18 protein-coding genes are annotated in these 18,306 nt (G+C 60.4%); 6 read left to right on the forward strand and 12 right to left on the reverse strand.

What is annotated here, in order from left to right; genetic code table 11:
* Positions 1–103 precede the first annotated feature (103 nt).
* The 4 genes from WF331_RS28260 to WF331_RS28275 all read right to left on the reverse strand — a co-directional run bounded on the left by WF331_RS28260 (position 104) and on the right by WF331_RS28275 (position 3,041).
* Positions 104–859, reverse strand: a complete 756-nt coding sequence (locus WF331_RS28260; protein ID WP_080983713.1) for an amino acid ABC transporter ATP-binding protein — start codon at positions 857–859, stop codon at positions 104–106.
* Positions 860–870: 11 nt separating this feature from the next.
* On the reverse strand, positions 871–1,536 hold the full coding sequence (locus tag WF331_RS28265; protein ID WP_231859004.1) for an amino acid ABC transporter permease: 666 nt from the start codon (positions 1,534–1,536) through the stop codon (positions 871–873).
* Between the two features lie 3 nt (positions 1,537–1,539).
* On the reverse strand, positions 1,540–2,187 hold the full coding sequence (locus WF331_RS28270) for an amino acid ABC transporter permease (RefSeq protein ID WP_016499804.1): 648 nt from the start codon (positions 2,185–2,187) through the stop codon (positions 1,540–1,542).
* A gap of 65 nt (positions 2,188–2,252) precedes the next feature.
* Positions 2,253–3,041, reverse strand: coding sequence for an ABC transporter substrate-binding protein (locus tag WF331_RS28275; RefSeq protein ID WP_284360385.1), 789 nt, complete (start codon positions 3,039–3,041; stop codon positions 2,253–2,255).
* A gap of 286 nt (positions 3,042–3,327) precedes the next feature.
* Between WF331_RS28275 and WF331_RS28280 the strand changes: the two genes are divergently transcribed.
* A complete protein-coding gene (locus WF331_RS28280; protein ID WP_024717903.1) occupies positions 3,328–3,768 on the forward strand; it encodes an Lrp/AsnC family transcriptional regulator in 441 nt (146 codons plus the stop codon).
* A 138-nt stretch (positions 3,769–3,906) separates the two neighbouring features.
* On the opposite strand, the gene WF331_RS28285 is transcribed toward WF331_RS28280, so the two are convergent.
* Positions 3,907–6,954 (reverse strand): aminotransferase class III-fold pyridoxal phosphate-dependent enzyme, encoded by a 3,048-nt coding sequence (locus WF331_RS28285; protein ID WP_340623530.1) that lies wholly within the window; start codon positions 6,952–6,954, stop codon positions 3,907–3,909.
* Between the two features lie 143 nt (positions 6,955–7,097).
* Between WF331_RS28285 and WF331_RS28290 the strand changes: the two genes are divergently transcribed.
* Positions 7,098–7,538, forward strand: coding sequence for an Lrp/AsnC family transcriptional regulator (locus tag WF331_RS28290; protein WP_016714074.1), 441 nt, complete (start codon positions 7,098–7,100; stop codon positions 7,536–7,538).
* Between the two features lie 50 nt (positions 7,539–7,588).
* Here WF331_RS28290 and dksA read toward each other — a convergent pair whose 3' ends face one another.
* Positions 7,589–7,993: an RNA polymerase-binding protein DksA gene (gene dksA / locus WF331_RS28295; RefSeq protein WP_041168031.1), complete on the reverse strand. Its 405-nt coding sequence runs from the start codon at positions 7,991–7,993 to the stop codon at positions 7,589–7,591.
* A 103-nt stretch (positions 7,994–8,096) separates the two neighbouring features.
* On the opposite strand from dksA, the gene WF331_RS28300 reads away from it, so the two are divergent.
* Positions 8,097–8,351: a type B 50S ribosomal protein L31 gene (locus WF331_RS28300; protein WP_016499809.1), complete on the forward strand. Its 255-nt coding sequence runs from the start codon at positions 8,097–8,099 to the stop codon at positions 8,349–8,351.
* A gap of 57 nt (positions 8,352–8,408) precedes the next feature.
* On the opposite strand, the gene WF331_RS28305 is transcribed toward WF331_RS28300, so the two are convergent.
* Positions 8,409–8,786: a hypothetical protein gene (locus WF331_RS28305; RefSeq protein ID WP_016499810.1), complete on the reverse strand. Its 378-nt coding sequence runs from the start codon at positions 8,784–8,786 to the stop codon at positions 8,409–8,411.
* Positions 8,758–10,149, reverse strand: coding sequence for an MFS transporter (locus WF331_RS28310; protein WP_016499811.1), 1,392 nt, complete (start codon positions 10,147–10,149; stop codon positions 8,758–8,760). The genes WF331_RS28305 and WF331_RS28310 overlap by 29 nt, the downstream gene beginning before the upstream one ends.
* 93 nt (positions 10,150–10,242) lie before the next feature.
* Here WF331_RS28310 and WF331_RS28315 point away from each other — a divergent pair, with 93 nt between their 5' ends.
* Positions 10,243–11,148 (forward strand): LysR family transcriptional regulator, encoded by a 906-nt coding sequence (locus tag WF331_RS28315; protein WP_016499812.1) that lies wholly within the window; start codon positions 10,243–10,245, stop codon positions 11,146–11,148.
* 26 nt (positions 11,149–11,174) lie between these two features.
* Here WF331_RS28315 and WF331_RS28320 read toward each other — a convergent pair whose 3' ends face one another.
* The 3 genes from WF331_RS28320 to WF331_RS28330 form a co-directional block, all read right to left on the reverse strand.
* Complete coding sequence (locus WF331_RS28320; RefSeq protein WP_016499813.1) at positions 11,175–11,792, reverse strand: dTMP kinase; 618 nt, start codon at positions 11,790–11,792, stop codon at positions 11,175–11,177.
* Positions 11,793–11,868: 76 nt separating this feature from the next.
* Entirely contained in the window at positions 11,869–12,972 is a 1,104-nt protein-coding gene (locus WF331_RS28325; protein WP_016499814.1) for a DmpA family aminopeptidase, read from the reverse strand.
* Positions 12,973–12,984: 12 nt separating this feature from the next.
* Positions 12,985–14,349 (reverse strand): APC family permease, encoded by a 1,365-nt coding sequence (locus WF331_RS28330; RefSeq protein WP_241801072.1) that lies wholly within the window; start codon positions 14,347–14,349, stop codon positions 12,985–12,987.
* A gap of 194 nt (positions 14,350–14,543) precedes the next feature.
* Between WF331_RS28330 and WF331_RS28335 the strand changes: the two genes are divergently transcribed.
* Both WF331_RS28335 and WF331_RS28340 read left to right on the forward strand, forming a co-directional pair.
* Positions 14,544–15,335 carry a helix-turn-helix transcriptional regulator gene (locus WF331_RS28335; protein WP_016499816.1) on the forward strand — a complete coding sequence of 264 codons (792 nt, stop codon included), beginning with the start codon at positions 14,544–14,546 and terminating at the stop codon, positions 15,333–15,335.
* A 100-nt stretch (positions 15,336–15,435) separates the two neighbouring features.
* On the forward strand, positions 15,436–17,976 hold the full coding sequence (locus tag WF331_RS28340) for an HWE histidine kinase domain-containing protein (RefSeq protein ID WP_340623531.1): 2,541 nt from the start codon (positions 15,436–15,438) through the stop codon (positions 17,974–17,976).
* 110 nt (positions 17,977–18,086) lie between these two features.
* Here the strand turns inward: WF331_RS28340 and WF331_RS28345 are convergent.
* Positions 18,087–18,306 (reverse strand): thiamine pyrophosphate-dependent enzyme (locus WF331_RS28345; protein WP_021784465.1); only part of this gene is annotated, 220 nt, incomplete at its 5' end.

The following is an 18,306-nucleotide window of genomic DNA, read 5'->3' on the forward strand; positions in this document are numbered from 1 at the left end:
AGGTGGCCGACTACGGCCTGGTTGCCGACCTGTTCGAAGCGGTTCCGGAGCTGGAAAAGCTGGCCTGACCAGCCTGCCTGGTTTTTGAAGCAGCCCGGCCCTCTTACAAAGGGTCGGCTTGCAAATGCTTCTTCAGAAAAGCCCGGGTACGATCCTGCACCGGATTCCTCAGGATTTCCCCAGGAGCCCCTTGTTCCACAACAACCCCACCATCCATGAATACGATCTGGTCAGCAACCTCGCCGGCAAAGCGCATCTCATGCGTGACGATCAACATGGTCATGTGCTCGGCCGCCAGTTGCTTCATCACCAGGTTCACTTCTTCCACGAGCTCCGGGTCCAGGGCTGAGGTTGCTTCATCGAACAACATGACCTTGGGTTGCATGGCCAACGCCCGGGCAATGGCCACGCGCTGCTTCTGCCCACCGGACAAGCGCGAAGGATATTCGTCGATCTTGTTAGCCAGCCCGACCTTGTGCAGGTACTCCAGGGCCAGCGCTCTGCCCGCAGTTTTCGAGTAGCCTTTGAGCTTCACAGGCCCGATCGCGACGTTTTCACAGACGGTAAGGTGCGGGAACAGATTGAAGTGTTGAAACACCATGCCCATTTGCTGGCGCACCCGATTGATGTGCTGCTCGAAGGCGCGGCCTTTCAAGGGGCGGTTGACTTGATCACCATCCAGCCAGATTTCACCGTCATTGAGCACTTCGAGATGGTTGATCGACCGCAGCAAGGTGCTTTTGCCAGAGCCACTCGGGCCGATGATGGCGTAGATCTGCCCACGCGAAACCGACAGGTCGATGCCCTTGAGCACCTCAAGTGTGCCATAGGCTTTGCGAGCGCCCTTCACTTCTACCATAGCGTTGTTGTTCATCGTGACATCTCGACCTTGGCTTCAATAAGATGCAACCCGGCCTCGAGCACCAGGTTGGCCACGTAGTAGATCACTGCGACGGCGATATAGAATTCAAACGGGCTGTACGTTTCGCTGACGGCCAATTGGGCGCTGTAGACGAGTTCGGCAATACCGATGATCGACACCAGTGAAGTGTCCTTCAGCAACACAATGAGGTTGTTCCCCAGCGGCGCAATGGTTTTTCTGAGCGCCTGCGGAACAATGATGTAGCGCTGGGTCATGGCCCTGCTCATGCCAATCGAGCGCGCGCCCTCGATCTGACCTGGGTCGACCGCCTCGATCCCGGACTTGATCACCTCGGCGTTGTACACCGCAAAATGCAGGCTTAGCCCGATTATCCCCGCAGCCAGCGCCGGTATATCGATACCGACCTGAACCAGCCCGTAATAGATCAGATACAGTTGCAGCAACAATGGCGTGCCCATTAACAGCCAGGTCACGAAACGTACAGGCAATGCCATGGCTTTCGGCGCATACAGGTCGATCAGGGCAAACAGCACACCCACCGTCAGGCTGATGACGCTGGAACAGAGAAACATGACAAGCGTCCACCACAGGCCGGTTGCCAGCATTTCATAGTAAGGCGTGATGACACTCAGGTTTAGTCCTTCCACTGGCACTCCTCACTGGGTTGCGTATCGCCGGTCCAGTATGTCCACCAGGTACTTGACCGAGTAGACCATGACGATATAAAGCAACGCCGACACCATGAATATCTCGAACGGCTTGTAAGTTGAACTGATAAAACGCTGCGCGGTGTAAGTCAGTTCTACCACCGAAATGGCCGACACCAGGGCAGAACCCTTGATCAGCCCGATGGCATTTACGCCGAGCGGCCTGATCATCAGTTTCATTGCCTGGGGAATGATGATGAACAACAGCGTCTGCCTGCGGCTGAAGCCAATCGACCGCGCGCCTTCCTCCTGGCCTGGGTCGACATTATCGATAGCCCCTCGAATGGACTCCGACATATACGCCGCTATATTCATGCCTAAACCGATCACCGCAGCAGCAAACGGCTCAAGCTCAATACCTATTTGTGGCCCACCAAAATAGATAATGAACAACTGCACCAGGCAGGGTGTACCGCGAAATACGCTGACGTAGATGTTGGCTGCCCACCGCAAGATAATAAATGGTGATAACCGGCACGCCACCAGAACGATTGCAAGGAGTAAACCCAGCAAGAGTGACAGCAACGAGATCTGCACAGTTACCCAGGCGGCTTCCAGGAAGAACGGGTAGGTGCGATGGATCAATGACAGGTCCATAAAAACCACTCACAAAATTCAGCCAACCCGGCCCAGCCTCTCGGTCAGGCCACTCCAGGTGTGCATCAGCGGATGTCGCTACCCACCCATTTCATGGAGATTTCTTCATAGGTGCCATCGGCCAGGATCTCGTCCAGGGCCTTCTGTAACTGGGCCTTGAGTTCAGGGTTGTTTCTGCGAATGGCAATGCCCAGGCCTTCACGACCACCCTGCTCGTCCGGCAGGCTGATGATCCGCACCTTCTGCCCGGTCTCTTTTGCCGCAACCATTACCGGAATACTGTCCATTACTACCGCGTCGATACGACCGGCTTCCAGGTCCACCAGCATTTCCGGCAAGCCTTTATAGGTGCGCACCTTAAGATTGCCGCGATTACGCGCCCATTTGTCATGCGAGTCGCCCAGGGTAACGCCGACGGTGACATCCTTGAGGTCATCCAGCCCCTTGATCGGAGACTCTTGCTTGACGCCGATGGTACGGCCTGCATGGTAATAAGGGCCCACGAAGTCAACGGCTTTCAGCCGCTCGGGGGTAATGGTCATCGAGGCAATGACAGCGTCATACTTCTTGGCCAGCAGCCCGGCGATAATGCCGTCAAACGGTGTGGTAATAATTTTTATATTCACGCCCAAACGCTGAGCGAGTGCTTCACCAATAGAGGCGTCGAAACCGACAATTTCATTCCTTTCATTGGCAAAGCTGAAGGGAGCGTACTGGCCGCTCATTGCCACGCGCAGTACTTTTGACGCTTGAACGGCCTGCAAGTCATCGGCGTGCGCCAGACCGTGAGAGAACAACCCAGCCGCCGCAACAGCGGTGGAAGCCAGTAGCATCCTGGTTTTTCTTGCCAGCATCGAGGCACTCCTTGGAAGTTTCTATTTCTTATTGTCTTGGGTTCTGAGGCCCCAACCTTCACTGAGAGCTTTGCACACTGATACCTTGAAATCACCCTGCAATGTGCGCGTTCGACTGGCACATTGCCGGAATCCACCGACACAATGCCGGTACTACATCGGGCATTGGAAAACTGGAGTAGTGTCTGCCAATGCACTAAAAACAAGCAAGTATTCGGCGGGTTTGCCTACTGCACTTTTCCGGGGCGGCCAGTCATTTACCGGTGATCAGGCGGGAGTGTCAGCATTGCGCGAATTAGACGTCAAAGATCGGGAAATCCTCGAAATACTCTCCAAGGAAGCGCGTGTGGCACTTAAAGCGCTGGCTGCAAGAGTTGGCCTGTCAAGAAGTGCCACCAGCGAGCGGGTTTTGCAACTGGAGCGTAGCGGGGTCATACGAGGATATCGCGCCGACATCGGTGAAATCGATGCCAATGTCATACGGGCAATCATTCTGGTAGCGCTGAAACGTACACCGGCGCTCGGGTTGTTGGACCTCCTGGCACAGAACGCCCAGGTAAAACGGGTTTCATCGGTCAGCGGGCAGCTCGACCTGATAGTGGAGGTTGAAGCACGGACGATTGATGATTTGAACCGTGTACGGGACGCCGTCGCGTGCCACGACTCTGTAGACGACATCACCACGGCGGTAGTGCTCCGGCGTGACATAGACCGGCAGAAGGCGTGATGCAGGAGCGGCCTTGTGTCGCGACAGGGCTGCGAAGCAGCCCCAGGTTTCAGTGCTGATGCACTAATTGCCGGGGCTGCTGCGCAGCCCTATCGCGGCACAAGGCCGCTCCTACAGGGACCGCGCAATCTGTAAGGGCTACTTCAAGGCTGCCACAAAGCTGTCTTTCAGCACCTCGAGAAGGAAGTCGGCATTGGCCCGGCTGAAAATCATTGAAGGACGCATTTTCAGCACGTTGTCATGCGGGCCCTCAGTGCCGATCAACACGCCGCGTTCCCTGGCGCCATCAGCCACTTTCCGGGCCAGGGCCGTGGCCGGCGCCTTCGACTTGCGGTCGGTGACCAGGACGATACCGAGAAACAGCCCCAGCCCGCGCACATCACCAATCACGTCAAATTGCTGCTGAAGCTTGCGGAAACCCTCGAGCAAGTAATTGCCGACGTTCAAGGCGTTTTCTTTCAACTGGTCGCGCTCGATTGCATTGAGCACCGCCAGGCCTACCGCGCACGACACGGGGTTGCCGGCGAAGGTATTGAAATACTCCATGCCGTTGTTGAAGGCATCGGCAACCTCACGGGTGGTCACAACCGCCGACATCGGGTGGCCGTTACCAATCGGTTTGCCCATGGTGACGGCATCCGGCACCACGCCCTGGGTCTCGAACGCCCACCAGTGGCTACCGACGCGGCCGAACCCGACCTGTACTTCATCGGCCAGGCACAGCCCACCCTCGGCGCGAACCATGGCGTAGACCTCCTTGAGGTAGTTGTCAGGCAGGAACACCTGGCCTGCCACGCTGGGAATCGACTCGGCAAGGAAGAACCCGGGGCCCTTGCCTGCCTTGCGCATGGCATCCAGCTGCTCTGCTACCGACTCGGCAAAGCGCTTGCCGTGCTGTTCCACTGGCCAGTGCTCAGGCGCGTAGTAGCTGTCCGGGACCACCGCCTCGTATACATGCGCTGCCTTGCCCTTGCCGGCCTTGCGTTTGTACTTGTAAGGGCTAAGGTCGATGAGTTCTTGCGTGGTGCCGTGGTAGGCCCAGTCCAGCACGATCGCCTGGTCACTGCCGGTGTAGTTGCGCGCCATGCGCAGCATGAGGCTGTTGGCTTCACTCCCCGAACAACCAAAGGACGCTACGCAAAGGCCCTCTGGCAGGGTACCGGTCAGGCGTTCGGCGTATTCGACGATGTTGTCGTGCAGGTAGCGGGTGTTGGTGTTGAGTAGCGCGCCCTGGCGGGTCAAGGCCTCGACCACGTCGGGGTGGCTATGGCCCAGGTGGCACACGTTGTTGAAGCAGTCCAGGTAGGCGCGCCCGAAATTGTCGATCAGCCATACGCCATCACCGCGCACGAACTTGATCGGGTCGCTGTACGAAATCGACAGGTTCGGTAGCAGCAGTTCCTTGCGCCTGGCGATGATCTGGGCCTTGGTCAGCCCTTGCTGGGTGTAGGTCTCTGGCGGGATACCCGCCAAGGACGAGGCATCGGGGAACAGGTCGGCCCACACTTCGCGGTACTCTGGCTCACCCACGCCAATGACCTCGCTCGCGCTCAGCTGGGTATCGGTGGTCATCTGCAGGTGCAGGTGGGGAATCCAGCCGCCGTTTTCATGATCGGTGCCCATGTAGCCGACCAGGTCGCCAGCTTCGAGCTTGTCACCGGCTTTCAAGCGGCTGAGCGCTTCATGGGCCATGTGCCCCCACAAGGTCAGGAATGGCGGGCAACCGGGTGGCGTGTGCTCGATCATCACCAGGCCACCATACCCCAGCGGGTCTGGTTCAACCTCCACACTTCTGACAGTGCCAGCGACCGGTGCGTACAACGGCGTACCTGCTGGCATCACCAGGTCGACACCGACATGCAGTGTACGGCGTTGCCCCTTGATGAAGCGGGACTCGAACGCGCTGTCGGTGTAGATGCTGCGCAACTCACCCCACGGCCCGATGGCCAGCGGCACCTGGTGAGCAGCAGAGAACTCGTCCCACCAACGGGTTGCATCTGCAGGGCGCTGCTCAGCCGAGGCGATGGTCATCTCGTGGGTGGCGTCGCCAAATGGGGCAATCACCTTGTTCAGGATGGCGGCAGACGGGCGTACCAGGTCGGCGAAGGATTTGTGGTTGTCCGCAATCCAGCGGCGGACATCACCCGCGCCTTCGATGGCATCGAAACCACAGGCCTTGCGCAGGATGCCGGTGGCCAGCCGTGGGTTCATCGCATCAAGCTGTTCCAGAAGGCGCCAGGCAGGCGCTTCACTGATCGCCAGGTAGGGGTTGTCGTCTGTCTGGTCATGCCGGGAAGCGGAGAAGGTGACGCTGATGACCAGGCGCATGGCGATCAGGTTGAACAACACATCAAGCTCTTGCGCTTGCAGAGGGTACTTTTCATGGAAACCGGCGACCAGCGCAGCAGCGGCGCCGATCGGGTCGTCCATGTCGAGAATGGCGTAGGCACTGGCGATCGCAACCTCGGCTATCAGCACGGTATGCACGGCATCGCCAAAATCGATGAAGCCAGTCACGGTACTGGTAGTTTCGGCATCGACCAGAATGTTCCAGTCGTTGGCATCGTTGTGGATCACCTGGGCCCGCAGGGAAGCCAGCCTTGGCTGTACAGACTGTTCGAACTGGGTGATGAAGCGCTCGACAATGGCCCGGCGTTCAGGGCTCTTTATGAAGTGCAGGCGCGAACGGGAGCGCGCAGCATGGCGCAGATCCCAGTCAAGGTCGCGGATGGCACCCGGGTGCATGAAGCCCTGCAGCGCGCGGTCGAGTTCACCGAGTGCCTGGCCGAAGTTGCTCATCAGTGCGAATGAGCGCCTGGCCTCGGCAAGTGGCGTGCCGGCCAACCAGCTGACCAGGCGCACTGCGTGCTTTTCACCTGTGGCACCGGTCACCGACGGCAGGTAGTCGCCAGCCACGCTGGCCCGCAAGTGAGGCACGCCCAGATGCCCGCCGTGCACGGCCAGGTGATCGAGCAGCGCGGTTTGAAACTCGCTTTCTACCCTGGGCTCGCTGGCATTGACGATTTTCAGTATCCAGCCCGCATCCAGGCCCGTCTGCAGCCGGTAATTGCGATCACGCTCCCCGTCCAGGGGCGTGGCAGTGCCAGAGACATTGAAGAAATCTTTTGCGAGGCCCTCTGCATCGCTTGCCGAAAACCGAGGTGCCGGGTGGGAAAGGTCTGTCATATCATCACGTTCCGAGCGAGCAAATTGTTTTTTCAATAGCTTGTCATGCACCAGCGAAACCGACACCCTGCATACGGTCGGGATCAACAGGCATTATGCCGGTTCTGACCGGCATAAAGACGGCGAGCTAATCGGGTGCTGCAATGCGTGAGCTGGATGCAAAAGATCGTGAGATTCTTGAAGTACTTTCGAAGGACGCGCGCATTGCGCTGAAGGCATTAGCCGGCCGCATAGGCCTTTCCAGAAGCGCCACGACCGAGCGCGTTGCCAACCTTGAACGCAGCGGGATCATTCGCGGTTATCGGGCGGATATCGGCGAGATAGACGCCAATGTCATACGCGCGATCTTGCTGGTAACGTTACAGCGCACACCTGCCATGGGGCTGCTTGACCAGCTGGCTACTGACGCACGCGTGCGGCGGGTTTCCTCGGTGAGCGGTCAGCTTGACCTGGTGGTTGAAGTGGAGACCCGGACCATCGACGACCTCAACCAGGTACGCGACAACGTCGCACGCCACGAATCCGTGGATGACATTACCACGTCGGTAGTCCTGCGCCGTGATATCGACCGCCAGGGTGCCTGACGACCTGCAGGATGGCACGGGCTTGGCCGGTGCCATCCACGCCTAGGGAATCAAGCTTCGCGTATATGCCGCTCCTGGCGTTCCTGCCGCTCCTTGGCCTCGATGCTCAGTGTCGCTGTCGGCCGCAGCAGCAAGCGCTTCAGGCCGATGGGCTCGCCGGTGTCCTTGCACCACCCGTACTCACCTCGTGCAATGCGCTCCAAGGCTTCGTCGATCTTGTCCAGCAGCTTTTTTTCCCGCTCAAGCAGGCGCAGCTGCCATTGCCGCTGCTCTTCCACAGTGCCCAGGTCAGATGGGTCGCTGGTTGGCTCGAATGCGCGCATCAGCTCGAAATCGCTGGATATTCGCGCTTGCAACTCGTTGCGCTGCGACAACAGCAGGTCGCGGAAGAACCCCTGCTGGCGGGCATCCATGTAGGCCTCTGCAGGCATGCAAAGCAGTTCTTGTTCGGTCATGTCCATACGCTCGCGGCAGCATTCGAAGGTCGGGCCCGGGTTGCAAATGAATCGTCACTTGGCTTATTTTGTTACTGTATAACATTCGCTAAGGAGTTCTACAATGAAACCAGGCATTCACCCCGACTACCGCCCCGTTCTGTTTCACGATGTGGCTGCCAGTGCCTTCTGGCTGATCCGCTCGACCATCGAAACAGACAAGACCCACGTGCACACCGATGGCATCAGCTACCCCTACGTCACCCTCGACGTTTCCAGTGCCTCGCACCCGATCTACACCGGCCAGGAACGCAAGGCGAAGGCCGAGGGCCGGGTGGCTGGCTTCAACAAGCGGTTTGCAGGTTTTACTGCCAAGTAGGAAAAAGCCGCTTTCGAATCACGGAAAGCGGCTTTTCCAACCCATCATCGCGCAGCCTCAAGCCGCCCAGGTTTCCTGAAGATGGCGCCACAACACGCGTCCGCCTTCAGCACTTAACAATGCAGTGGAGATGCGCGCCTTCGCTTTCTGGCCGGGCAAATGGTGCGTCTCGCGATAGCACACCACGGCACCCTCCGGCCATTGTGCGATGGTTTCCAGTTCGGTGACCTCAATGCTCAACCCTGGCTGAGACCCTGCACGCTGAGCAAACAGGGATGAAACATCGCCCAGGCCTACCTGAGCACCGGCAGGCGTCGCCATTGAAAAATCCGCGTGAAACCGCTCGACCATGGCTGCAACAGAACCCTCCCCCCTGGCGAAGAGCACCTCGATCAATACGTGCAGATCAATGACTTCTTTCAGATACCGATTCATGACGTTCCTTTCGTTTGACAAGTGAGCGTATCCGCAGACAGAACAGGACGGCCAGGCAGGTTGCCTGCACCCCTCCTGCCAGCATGAATGTGGCTTGGTAGGCTTGCCGAGTCCCCAAGAGCATGGTCAGCAAGCTGAAGAACAGGCTGACGGCTGTCACGCCAAGGCAGAAGCTCAACTGCCGGTTCAGGGCCCACAAGGTACTGGCCTGGCCAAGTTCCGATGATGCCAATGCTGAAAAGGCAGCGCTTTGCGCGACGCTGGTGCATAAGCTCCCCCCGACACCGAGCAGCGCGTAGGCAATCATCAGTGAAGACGTGCTGTAAGCCAGCGCCAGCAGCGCATAACCCGGTATCTGCAGCGCCAGCCCCAGCAGCAGTAACGGGGTGGGCCCGAATGATCTGTAACACCAGGTGGTGCAAGCGATCGCCAGCGCTGCCCCCACGGTCCATGGCAACATCAGGCTGCCTGCTGCGCTTGCGGTCCATCCAAGGTCGGCCTGAAGGTAAAGCATGGCCAACAGGTTTACGCCGATGAACAGGCCCGGCACAGCCAGGTACAACATCATCGATCCGGCGAAAACGGGCTCTCGCATCACCGAGAAGTCCAGCAGGGGTGCAGCGATACGCCGTGAGTGACGCAGATAGCTGCCGAGCAAGATTGCAGCCAGTGCGGCCCAGGCCATAGCCATGCCACCTTGGCCACCCCCCGCATCAGTCATACCCAGCAAGCCGCTGGCCACCCCTGCCCCAGCCAGTAGCAAGCCTTTGCCATCAAAGGGTTCATTGCGCGCTGCTGCCGGTGGGCGCGGTAACCAGCAAGCACCCAGAAGCAAGGCCAGCAGTGCCATGGGAAGACTGGCGAGCAGCACCCACTGCCAGGGCATCCGTTGCGACAACCAACCGCCTGCCAGGGGTGATACGGCTGGCGCTAGCAAGCCTATGGCCATGATCGCCATGGTCACCCTTGGCCGCTCATGGGCCGAGTACAGGCGGTAGACCAGTGCCTGGCCCAGGGGAATGAACAGCCCGGCGGCAAAACCCTGCAGCCCGCGTAAAGGCAACAGCGTTGCCATCTGCCCCGACCAGGCGATCAGCAGTGTGGCGCCTGAGAAAAACACCAGTGAACCGAGCAGCACCGGGCGCTCGCCCATGCGCTGCCCCAGCCATCGGCTGGGCAACATTCCCAGCATCAGCCCAAGCAGATAGGCCGTACTCACCCAAGCCAGCGTGGCGACATCAGCGTGCAGTGCTTCACCTATTTTCGGTGAAACCACGGCGGTGATGAAGGTATTGATCAGGTCTACGAAGAAACCCAGCAAGTAGAACAGCGTGATGCGACGGCGCAGGTTGAGTAAGGCCACGGTGAACTCCAGTCAGCGAGCGTGACTGTACCCCTGCACCGACAGCGACATAAGTGCTGTAATATCGCCCACACTGTTAACTGATTTTTGACAATGATGCTCGACCTCAATCGCGTTGCCAGCTTTGTCGCCGTTGCAGATAGCGGCAGCTTTACCAAGGCTGCCCAGTTGCTGGGCCAGTCCAAGGCGCGGATCAGCTTCAATGTACGGCGCCTGGAAGCTGAGCTAGGCGCCAGCCTGTTGGCCCGTAACACACGCCGCAGCGTGCTGACCGACTGCGGTGAACGGTTTCTGGTTGAAGCACGTCAGCTGCTTGACCAGGTGGAGCGCGCGACAGCCAGCGTGCAACAGTCATCCGCGGGGCTTGGCGGGCGGTTACGCATCACCAGTACCTCTGCCTTTGCACAGCGTGCAGTGCTGCCGGTGCTGGCAGACATGGCAGAAGCTCATCCGGATCTGTCGATCGAGCACGTAGCGTCATCGCACCTCTGTGACCTGGTTGCTGAACGCTTCGACGTTGCAATCCGGCTAGGCGAGTTGGCGGACTCCGATTACAAGGCCGCCAGGATTGGCGACTATGCCTTGCAGCTGGTCGCCAGCCCGGCGTATCTGCTACGGCACCCGGTTCGCTCAACGGAGGCGCTGGTCAACGTGCACTGGCTGGCTCATACGCACCTGAGCGATGCGCCCTGGCGCTTCTTCAACTCACAGTCCATGACCGAAAGCTGCCAGTTCGTGCGCCCGTCCCGCTTTCAGGCAGATAGCGCAGAGGCGTTGCTGGACATGGCCTCGCGCGGGCTCGGGGTTGCGCTTCTACCAAGCTGGTTGGTAGACGACGCCATCGCGAAGGGTAAGCTCTGCACCGTCCTTGACCCACAACACTTTGCACGGCAACCCATTCATGCGCTGTACCGAAACAGCATGTATGTACCTGCTGCAATACGCATTTTCATTGACCAGCTGGCAGCCCGATGGGCCCTTGAGGAAACCGGGCTGTAACAGCCAGATCACGTTGCGGGTACAGCTCACATGCGTGCAAGCACGCCCTGAATTTCCCCAACCACCTGCCGGGTTGCCTCGTCGATCGCCCCTTCATTGCGGCACAGCACCCAGCCGTGCTCTGCAACGGCACGCTCAAACGCCTCGGTACAGGCCACCTGTTCATCAAGGTTGTAGATCACCGTACTGCCCAGCCCTCGCGTACGCGCTGCGGCTCGTGCCCATGAGGTTTCAGGGGCTGTGACAACCCCGACATGCAAATCGGGCACTTGCACGTTTCGCTCAAGGTTCAGCCGCAAAATCTGGTCGAACGGCACCGTGCGGCGGAACGCAGCATCGGAGGGGTACCAGCGATCAATCAGGATGATGCTGTCAGCTGGCTGCCTGGGCAGCACATGCCGGGAAATCCAGGCGCGGCTCTCGGCAAAGCGCTCGCACACCTTGAACTCCAGGTCCCGGCATGGGCTTCTGGCAAGCTGGTTGACCAGGGCCATGGTCTCGCCCCGGCAAGGGTCGTTCTTTCTTTCACAAAGGCGGATCACCTTGTTCCCGTCCAGCCGCAAGGCTTGAGTGACGGCCTCCAGCAGCGTGGTCTTGCCGGTACCCTTGGGCCCATCAATGGAAACAAACAGCGGGCGGTTCATCGTTCAATACCAGTAGGCTCAGGCGCGGGATGAGACCATTGATCGTGGCTCGGCTTCAAGCGATTCTCTTTCTGCGTCAACCCTGAGCCTTCCAACCCACTTGCTCAAGGGCCGTCAGCAGCCGCTTACCCTGCAGGCCCGGCACCTCTCGCCCATCCTCTGCCTGCATGGTCCTGCCAGCCAGGATCGCGTTGACAATGGCCTCTTCCACCGCCTCGGCCGCTGCTGCGAACAGCGGCGATATATGGTCGTTGTTGACCATCGCCACTTGCGCTGTCATCGGCAGATCGCGGCGATTGTAGTCGGCAGGCGCCAGCCCGGTATTCCCCGTCGAGAATGCCAGGAAGATATCGCCGCTGGAGTCATCGGTGCCGCCACCCGTGCGGGCAATGCCCAGCGCAGCACGTTGCGCCAGCCGTTGGCACTGATGCGGCAGCAACGGTGCATCGGTGGCCAGTACCACCACGATCGAGCCCATGCCGGGGGTATCCTGCTGGTCAAATGGCGTGGGCAGGTCAAGCAACACCCGGCCTACGGGATAGCCATCCACCCGCAGATCGCGGCGCTGGCCATGGTTGGCCTGGACAAAGGCACCCACCGTCCAGCTACCCTGCTCTGCCGGCAATACCCGCGACGCAGTACCGATCCCGCCTTTGAATTCATGGCAGATCATGCCGGTACCCCCCCCTACCGCACCTTCGGTAACGGGCCCGCCACGGGCCGCCCCCAGCGCTTGCTGAACCAGGTCCGCATTTACATGCTGGCCCCAGATGTCGTTCAGCACGCCGTCGTAGGTCTCCATCACCACCGGCATGCACCAGTAGGTCGACGCGTCCGCCAGGGTCGCATGCTCATGGGCGATGAGTGCATCGCGCACCACGCCGACGCTGTGCGTGTTGGTGGTGGCAATGGCTGTCGTCAACAGGCCCGCCTCACGAATCCACTCCAGGCCTGTGGCGTCGCCATTGCCATTGAGCACATGGCAGCCGGCAAAGCACGGTTGATGGCGCGCCGGGCCTTCGCGGGGCTCGATGACACTGACACCGGTGCGTACAGGCTTGCCATTGTGGTGCTTGTCCAGGGTGGCGTGGCCAACCCGCACACCCGGCACATCGGTAATGGCGTTGTGGGGGCCAGGCCGACCAAGGCCCAGCGTGATACCGAAATCGCGTGCTCGCATCTTGTCTCTCGCTCAAAGTTTCTGGAAGGCCGGGCTCAACTTGCCATACGTGCCGTACAACAACACGGAGGTAAGCAGAATGCCAAGAATGATGAAAATGTCCCGGGCTGAAGCCGTACTCAACAGGGTCGTCAACAGGTACCCGGCCCCGGTCACCGCAGCCAAGGCCGGCAGTGGCCACAGCGGCATCCGGTAAGGGTGCTCACGGTCGCGGCGCAGCACGCGGCTGAACAGCGCGCACATCCCGACCACCAGGTACACGCACAGGATCAGCAGCACGGTGAAGGACGTGAGCTCCGACAGGTTGGAACTGAACGTCAAGGCAGCGGAAGGCACGGCGAGGAACAGCGTGGCCAGCCAGGGCGATTCCCACTTGGGGTGAATGCGGATGAAGGCGCGGTTCAGGGTCGGCATCCACAACGCATCCCGCCCGCTGCTGTAGATCACCCGCCCACTCTGGATGACCAGGGCAATGATGGCATTGAACACCGAAAGGAAAATCCCGGCGCTGACCAGGCGCGAGAGTGTTTCGTTGCCATGGGCCGTCAGCAGGTAGCCGATAGGGTCCGGGCTGGCCAGCATCGCCTCAAGCGAGGGTGCCCCTACCAGCAGCGCCACCAGCGGGACCACTTCGATGGCCAGCACCAGCACCAGCGACCACAGCACTGCCTTGGCGATCCCACGCCCGCCACATTTCATGTCTTCGGCCAGCAACACGGCGCCGCCATAACCGTTGAAAGAGAACAGCGCAGTGCCCACCGCACCAATCACCAGCGCCCAGGGCGCCGCGTGCAGTATCCCGTTATCGAGTACCAGCGGGCTGACAAGGCTGCTGACCGGTTGCTGGGCGTGGCCAAAGCCCAACACCACGATCACCATCAGTGCCGCCACCTCAAGGAACAGGCAAATGCCGGTGACCCACGCGTTCAGCTTGATGTTGAGAATGCCAAGCAAATAGCCCAGAGCCACGATCACCAAGGCCACCGTCTGCCCGTCAAGCTGGGTGCCGAGCGCTGCATTCAGGTAAGTGGCTGCCCCCGTGGCCAAGACCGGTGGAATGAACACCAGCATAGCCAGCACGGTAAGGAACGTAGCGTAACCGGCCATCCCGCCAAATACCCGCTTGGCAAACACGTATTCACCCCCTGCCGCACTGTGCGCGCGGCCCAGTTCGGCATAGCAAAGCGCAAACATCAGCGCCAGCACACCACCTAGCACGAAGGCCCAGATCACACCTGTACCTGCCTGGGCGATAGCAAAGGGCGCAATGACGAAGACGGAGCTTGCGGGTGTCACCGATGACACGGTGATGGCGACTACATCTGCGACGCTCAGCGTCGGTTTGAGTTCTGGGGTGGGTGCACTACAGGACGTCATTTGTTCATCCTCACGTTGTTGTTAGTGTCAGAGGCAGAACCAGTAAGCGAAACGTGGCGAGCTCGACGGCCCGCTTGATTGGTATGAAATCTATGCGGCGGCGCCCGGCAGGACAATTCCCACTAAGGGGTACCCCCGGTTGACAGCTGAGGCAAAGCGGGTGCCAATGCCCTACTTCTTTCAAGGACGCTGTCGTGGAAATTCTCTTTCATGAGGTTGCCGGCCACACCGCGCTGGCCAGAACGATCGAGCAGATTGGCAGCCAGCGCTTCTGGCGTCAGCTGATCCTGGTGCTGAGGCACTGGGTGCCGTTCGATAACGCGCTGGCGATGCACTTCCCTCCCCAGGGCGCCCCACAAGTGCTGGAGGAATACGATGCAGCGCCAGCCCCCGCAGCGGGTGAGCTGTACCTCGACGGGTTGTACCTGCTAGACCCTTTCTACCAGGCCGGCCGCGAAGGCTTGGCCAGTGGTTGCTACCACCTGGAAGAAGTGGCCCCGGACCATTTCTGGCAAACGGACTATTACCAGAACTACTTCCAGGACCATGTGCTGGTCGACGAAGTCCAGTTCCTGTTACAGCTGCCCGATGGGGTGTTGTCGCTGTCACTGGGCATGCGCCGCGCTTTCGACGCAACAGAGCTGGGCAAGCTCAACCTGATCAGTGCCTGGGTGCTGGCACTGCTTGGGCAGCACTGGGCGCGTAGTGGCGTGCCGGTGCCCGTGCAGGCGCCGGTTGGCGATGCATTGGCCAGGTTCGCCCAAGGCCTGTTGTCCGAGCGGGAGCTGGAAATCGCCCGCCTTATCCTGCGCGGCTACTCGTCGAAAGCGATGGCGCAACGGCTCGGTATCTCGCCAGAAACCATAAAGGTGCACCGGCGCCACCTATACGCGAAGCTGAACATCTCGTCTCACCCCGAATTGTTTTCAATGTTCATACGGGAGCTGGGGTTCGCAGATGAACGGGGGGAGACCCCATCAGCCTGAAAAGGCAACCACCCGGCAATGCCCAAGGCGGACAATGCCTGCTAGGCTGACGATGGCGGCCGTCCTGGCAGCCTATTCTTTACCCTTAGGCACGGGCCAAATGACCTTCGACCCACAAGTAAACCTGACAAACTGCGACCGCGAACCCATCCAGATCCCTGGCAGCATCCAGCCCCACGGCTGCCTGCTGGCCTGTGATGCATCCGCGACAGTGGTGCTGCGCCATTCGGTCAACGCCCCGCATCTGCTGGGCCTGGCAGGCGATATCAACGGCCAGAAGCTGCACACGGTGCTAGGGGACGAGGTAGCCCATACCCTGCGCAACGCACTGGCCCGTACCCGCGAAGCCTCGCGCCCTGCACTCAGCTTCAGCGTGATGCTGCCCAACGGCCAGGCCTTCGATATCGCCGCCCACCTGTTCAAAGGTACGGCAATCCTGGAGTTTGAACCGGCCGGTGCCAGCATCGCCGAGCCCATCGAGCTGGCCCGTACCCTGATTGCCCAGCTGCGCGAAATCGACCAGACCGGCAAATTGTTCCGCGACGCTGCCCGCTTTGTCCGGGCCGTACTGGGCTACGACCGGGTGATGATCTACCAGCTCGGCGCAGACGGTGCCGGCAAGGTGGTCGCCGAAGCCAAACGTGGCGACCTTGAAAGCTTCATGGGCCAGTACTTCCCCGCCTCCGACATCCCACAGCAGGCCCGAGCGCTTTACCTGCGCAACCCGGTCCGGGTGATTTCCGACGCGCAGTTCAAAACGGTCGCCATCGAGCCGGTCCTTGACCCGTCAGGCGAACCGCTCGACCTGTCCTACGCGCACCTGCGCAGCGTGTCGCCGGTCCATTGCGAGTACCTGTGCAACATGGGCGTGGGCGCCTCCATGTCGATATCGGTCATCGTCAACGGCGAGCTGTGGGGGATGATCGCCTGCCACCATTACGCGCCACGTACCTTGGCCATGGGGCAGCGGGTGGCCGCCGAAATGTTCGGCGAGTTCTTCGCGTTGCATATCGAGACCCTGCGCAGCCGGCAAAAACTCGAAGCCGCCGTGCGGGTTCACAAAGCACTGGACAGCATCGTGCGCGATGCCAACCAGTCAGCGGACATCGATGGGTTCTTCCACTCACGCCTGCCGCGGCTGATGTCGCTGATCCCCTGCGATGGCATCGGCATGTCGTTGCAAGGCCGCTGGGCATCGGCGGGGCTGACATTGCCCAAGGCTGCCGTGCCCGACCTGTTGCGCCTGGCGGATACGGTCGCCGATGGCCGTACCTGGGCGTCCAACCGCCTGTCGATGGTGCACCCTTCGGCCCAGGCGTATTTCACCGATGTGTCCGGCGTGCTGATCATCCCGATGTCGCAGCTGCCGAGGGATTACCTGATCTTCTTTCGCAAGGAGGTCATCGAGACGCTCGAATGGGCCGGGGACCCGAACAAGACCTACGACAGCGGCGCGCTGGGCGATCGCCTGACGCCACGCAAAAGCTTCGCCATCTGGAAAGAAACCGTTCACCAGCAGTCGCTGCCCTGGACCGAACAGGATCGCCAGTTTGGCGATGCCATCCGCACCGCCATCGTCGAAGTGGTGCTGCACAACAGCGAGCTGCTCGCCAGCGAGCGCTCGAAGGCTGAAGTGCGCCAGCGCATCCTTAACGAGGAGCTCAATCACAGGGTCAAGAATATCCTGTCGCTGATTGGTGCGCTGGTTGCCCACCCGACCTCCGAGAGCCAGACCCTCCAGGACTATGTGGCCACCCTCAAAGGGCGTATCCAGGCATTGTCACTGGCCCACGACCAAGTGGTGCGTGGGGATGGTGGCGGCCGCCTGGCAATGCTGCTGGAGGCCGAGCTTTCGCCCTATCGCACTGCTGCCGACGTGATCGAGCTGCAGGGCCCGAACGTCATCCTCGACGCGCGCGCCTACTCGGTGATGGCCCTGGTGCTGCACGAACTGGCCACCAATGCGGCCAAGTATGGTGCGCTATCGCGGGCCGGCGGCAAGCTTGCGGTGAGCTGGGCGATCGACGCCGCCAGCGCCTGCGTCATCAGCTGGCGTGAAAGTGGCGGACCAACGGTACGCCCGCCCAGCCGCACTGGCTTTGGATCGGTACTGATCGACCGCAGTATCCCGTTCGACCTGGGCGGCACCAGCACGGTGGAATATTACCCCGAAGGCCTGCAAGGCGTTTTCCGGATCCCTGACAAGCACCTGACCGTAGCTGACACCTTCGAGCCAGCCATCCCGGTCTCGGCCATGGCCCGCGTAGGCGATACCTTTGCAACACGGGCGGGCTTGTGCGTGCTGATCCTCGAAGACCAGTTGGTGATTGCAGTCGGCTTGGAGCAGATTCTCAACGATGCTCAAATCAAAGAGGTGATCACCGCCAATTCCGAAGCCGAGGCGATGCAATTGCTCGCCCGCCGCACACCGGACGTTGCGATACTGGATGTCAACCTGGGCACCGGCACATCCATTTCCGTGGCCGATGAACTGGTGCGCCGTCAGGTTCCATTCCTGTTTGCCACAGGCTATGGCGATGGCATCAGCATTCCCGAGCACTTGAAGGGCGTCCCCGTAGCGCGCAAGCCTTACGATGCCAATAGCATCCTGGCCAGCCTGCAGGGCCTGTTGGATCGTTGACAGAAGTGACGGACATTGTGCGGCCAGCAAGGCCTGGGGGGATGGCGCGGCAGAAGCCGCTCTTGCAGGAGGACAGCGCCAGCCCTGAGGCTGGCGCCGTACCTTAAGGCTTACACCGCCAGCGCGCGCTCACGCAGCTCGCTGTTGAGGATGCGGTCGTTCTCGCTGTAATCGACCGGGCAGTCGATCACGTGCACGCCTGGGGTCTTGATGCAGTGTTCCAGCAGTGGCAGCAGGCCTTCGGCGCTTTCCACACGGTGGCCGTTCGCACCGTAGGCTTCGGCGTATTTGACGAAGTCCGGGTTGCCGTAGTCCAGGCCGAAATCGGTG

It is taken from the genome of Pseudomonas sp. YNh (assembly GCF_037993085.1).
Classification (GTDB): Bacteria; Pseudomonadota; Gammaproteobacteria; order Pseudomonadales; family Pseudomonadaceae; genus Aquipseudomonas; species Aquipseudomonas putida.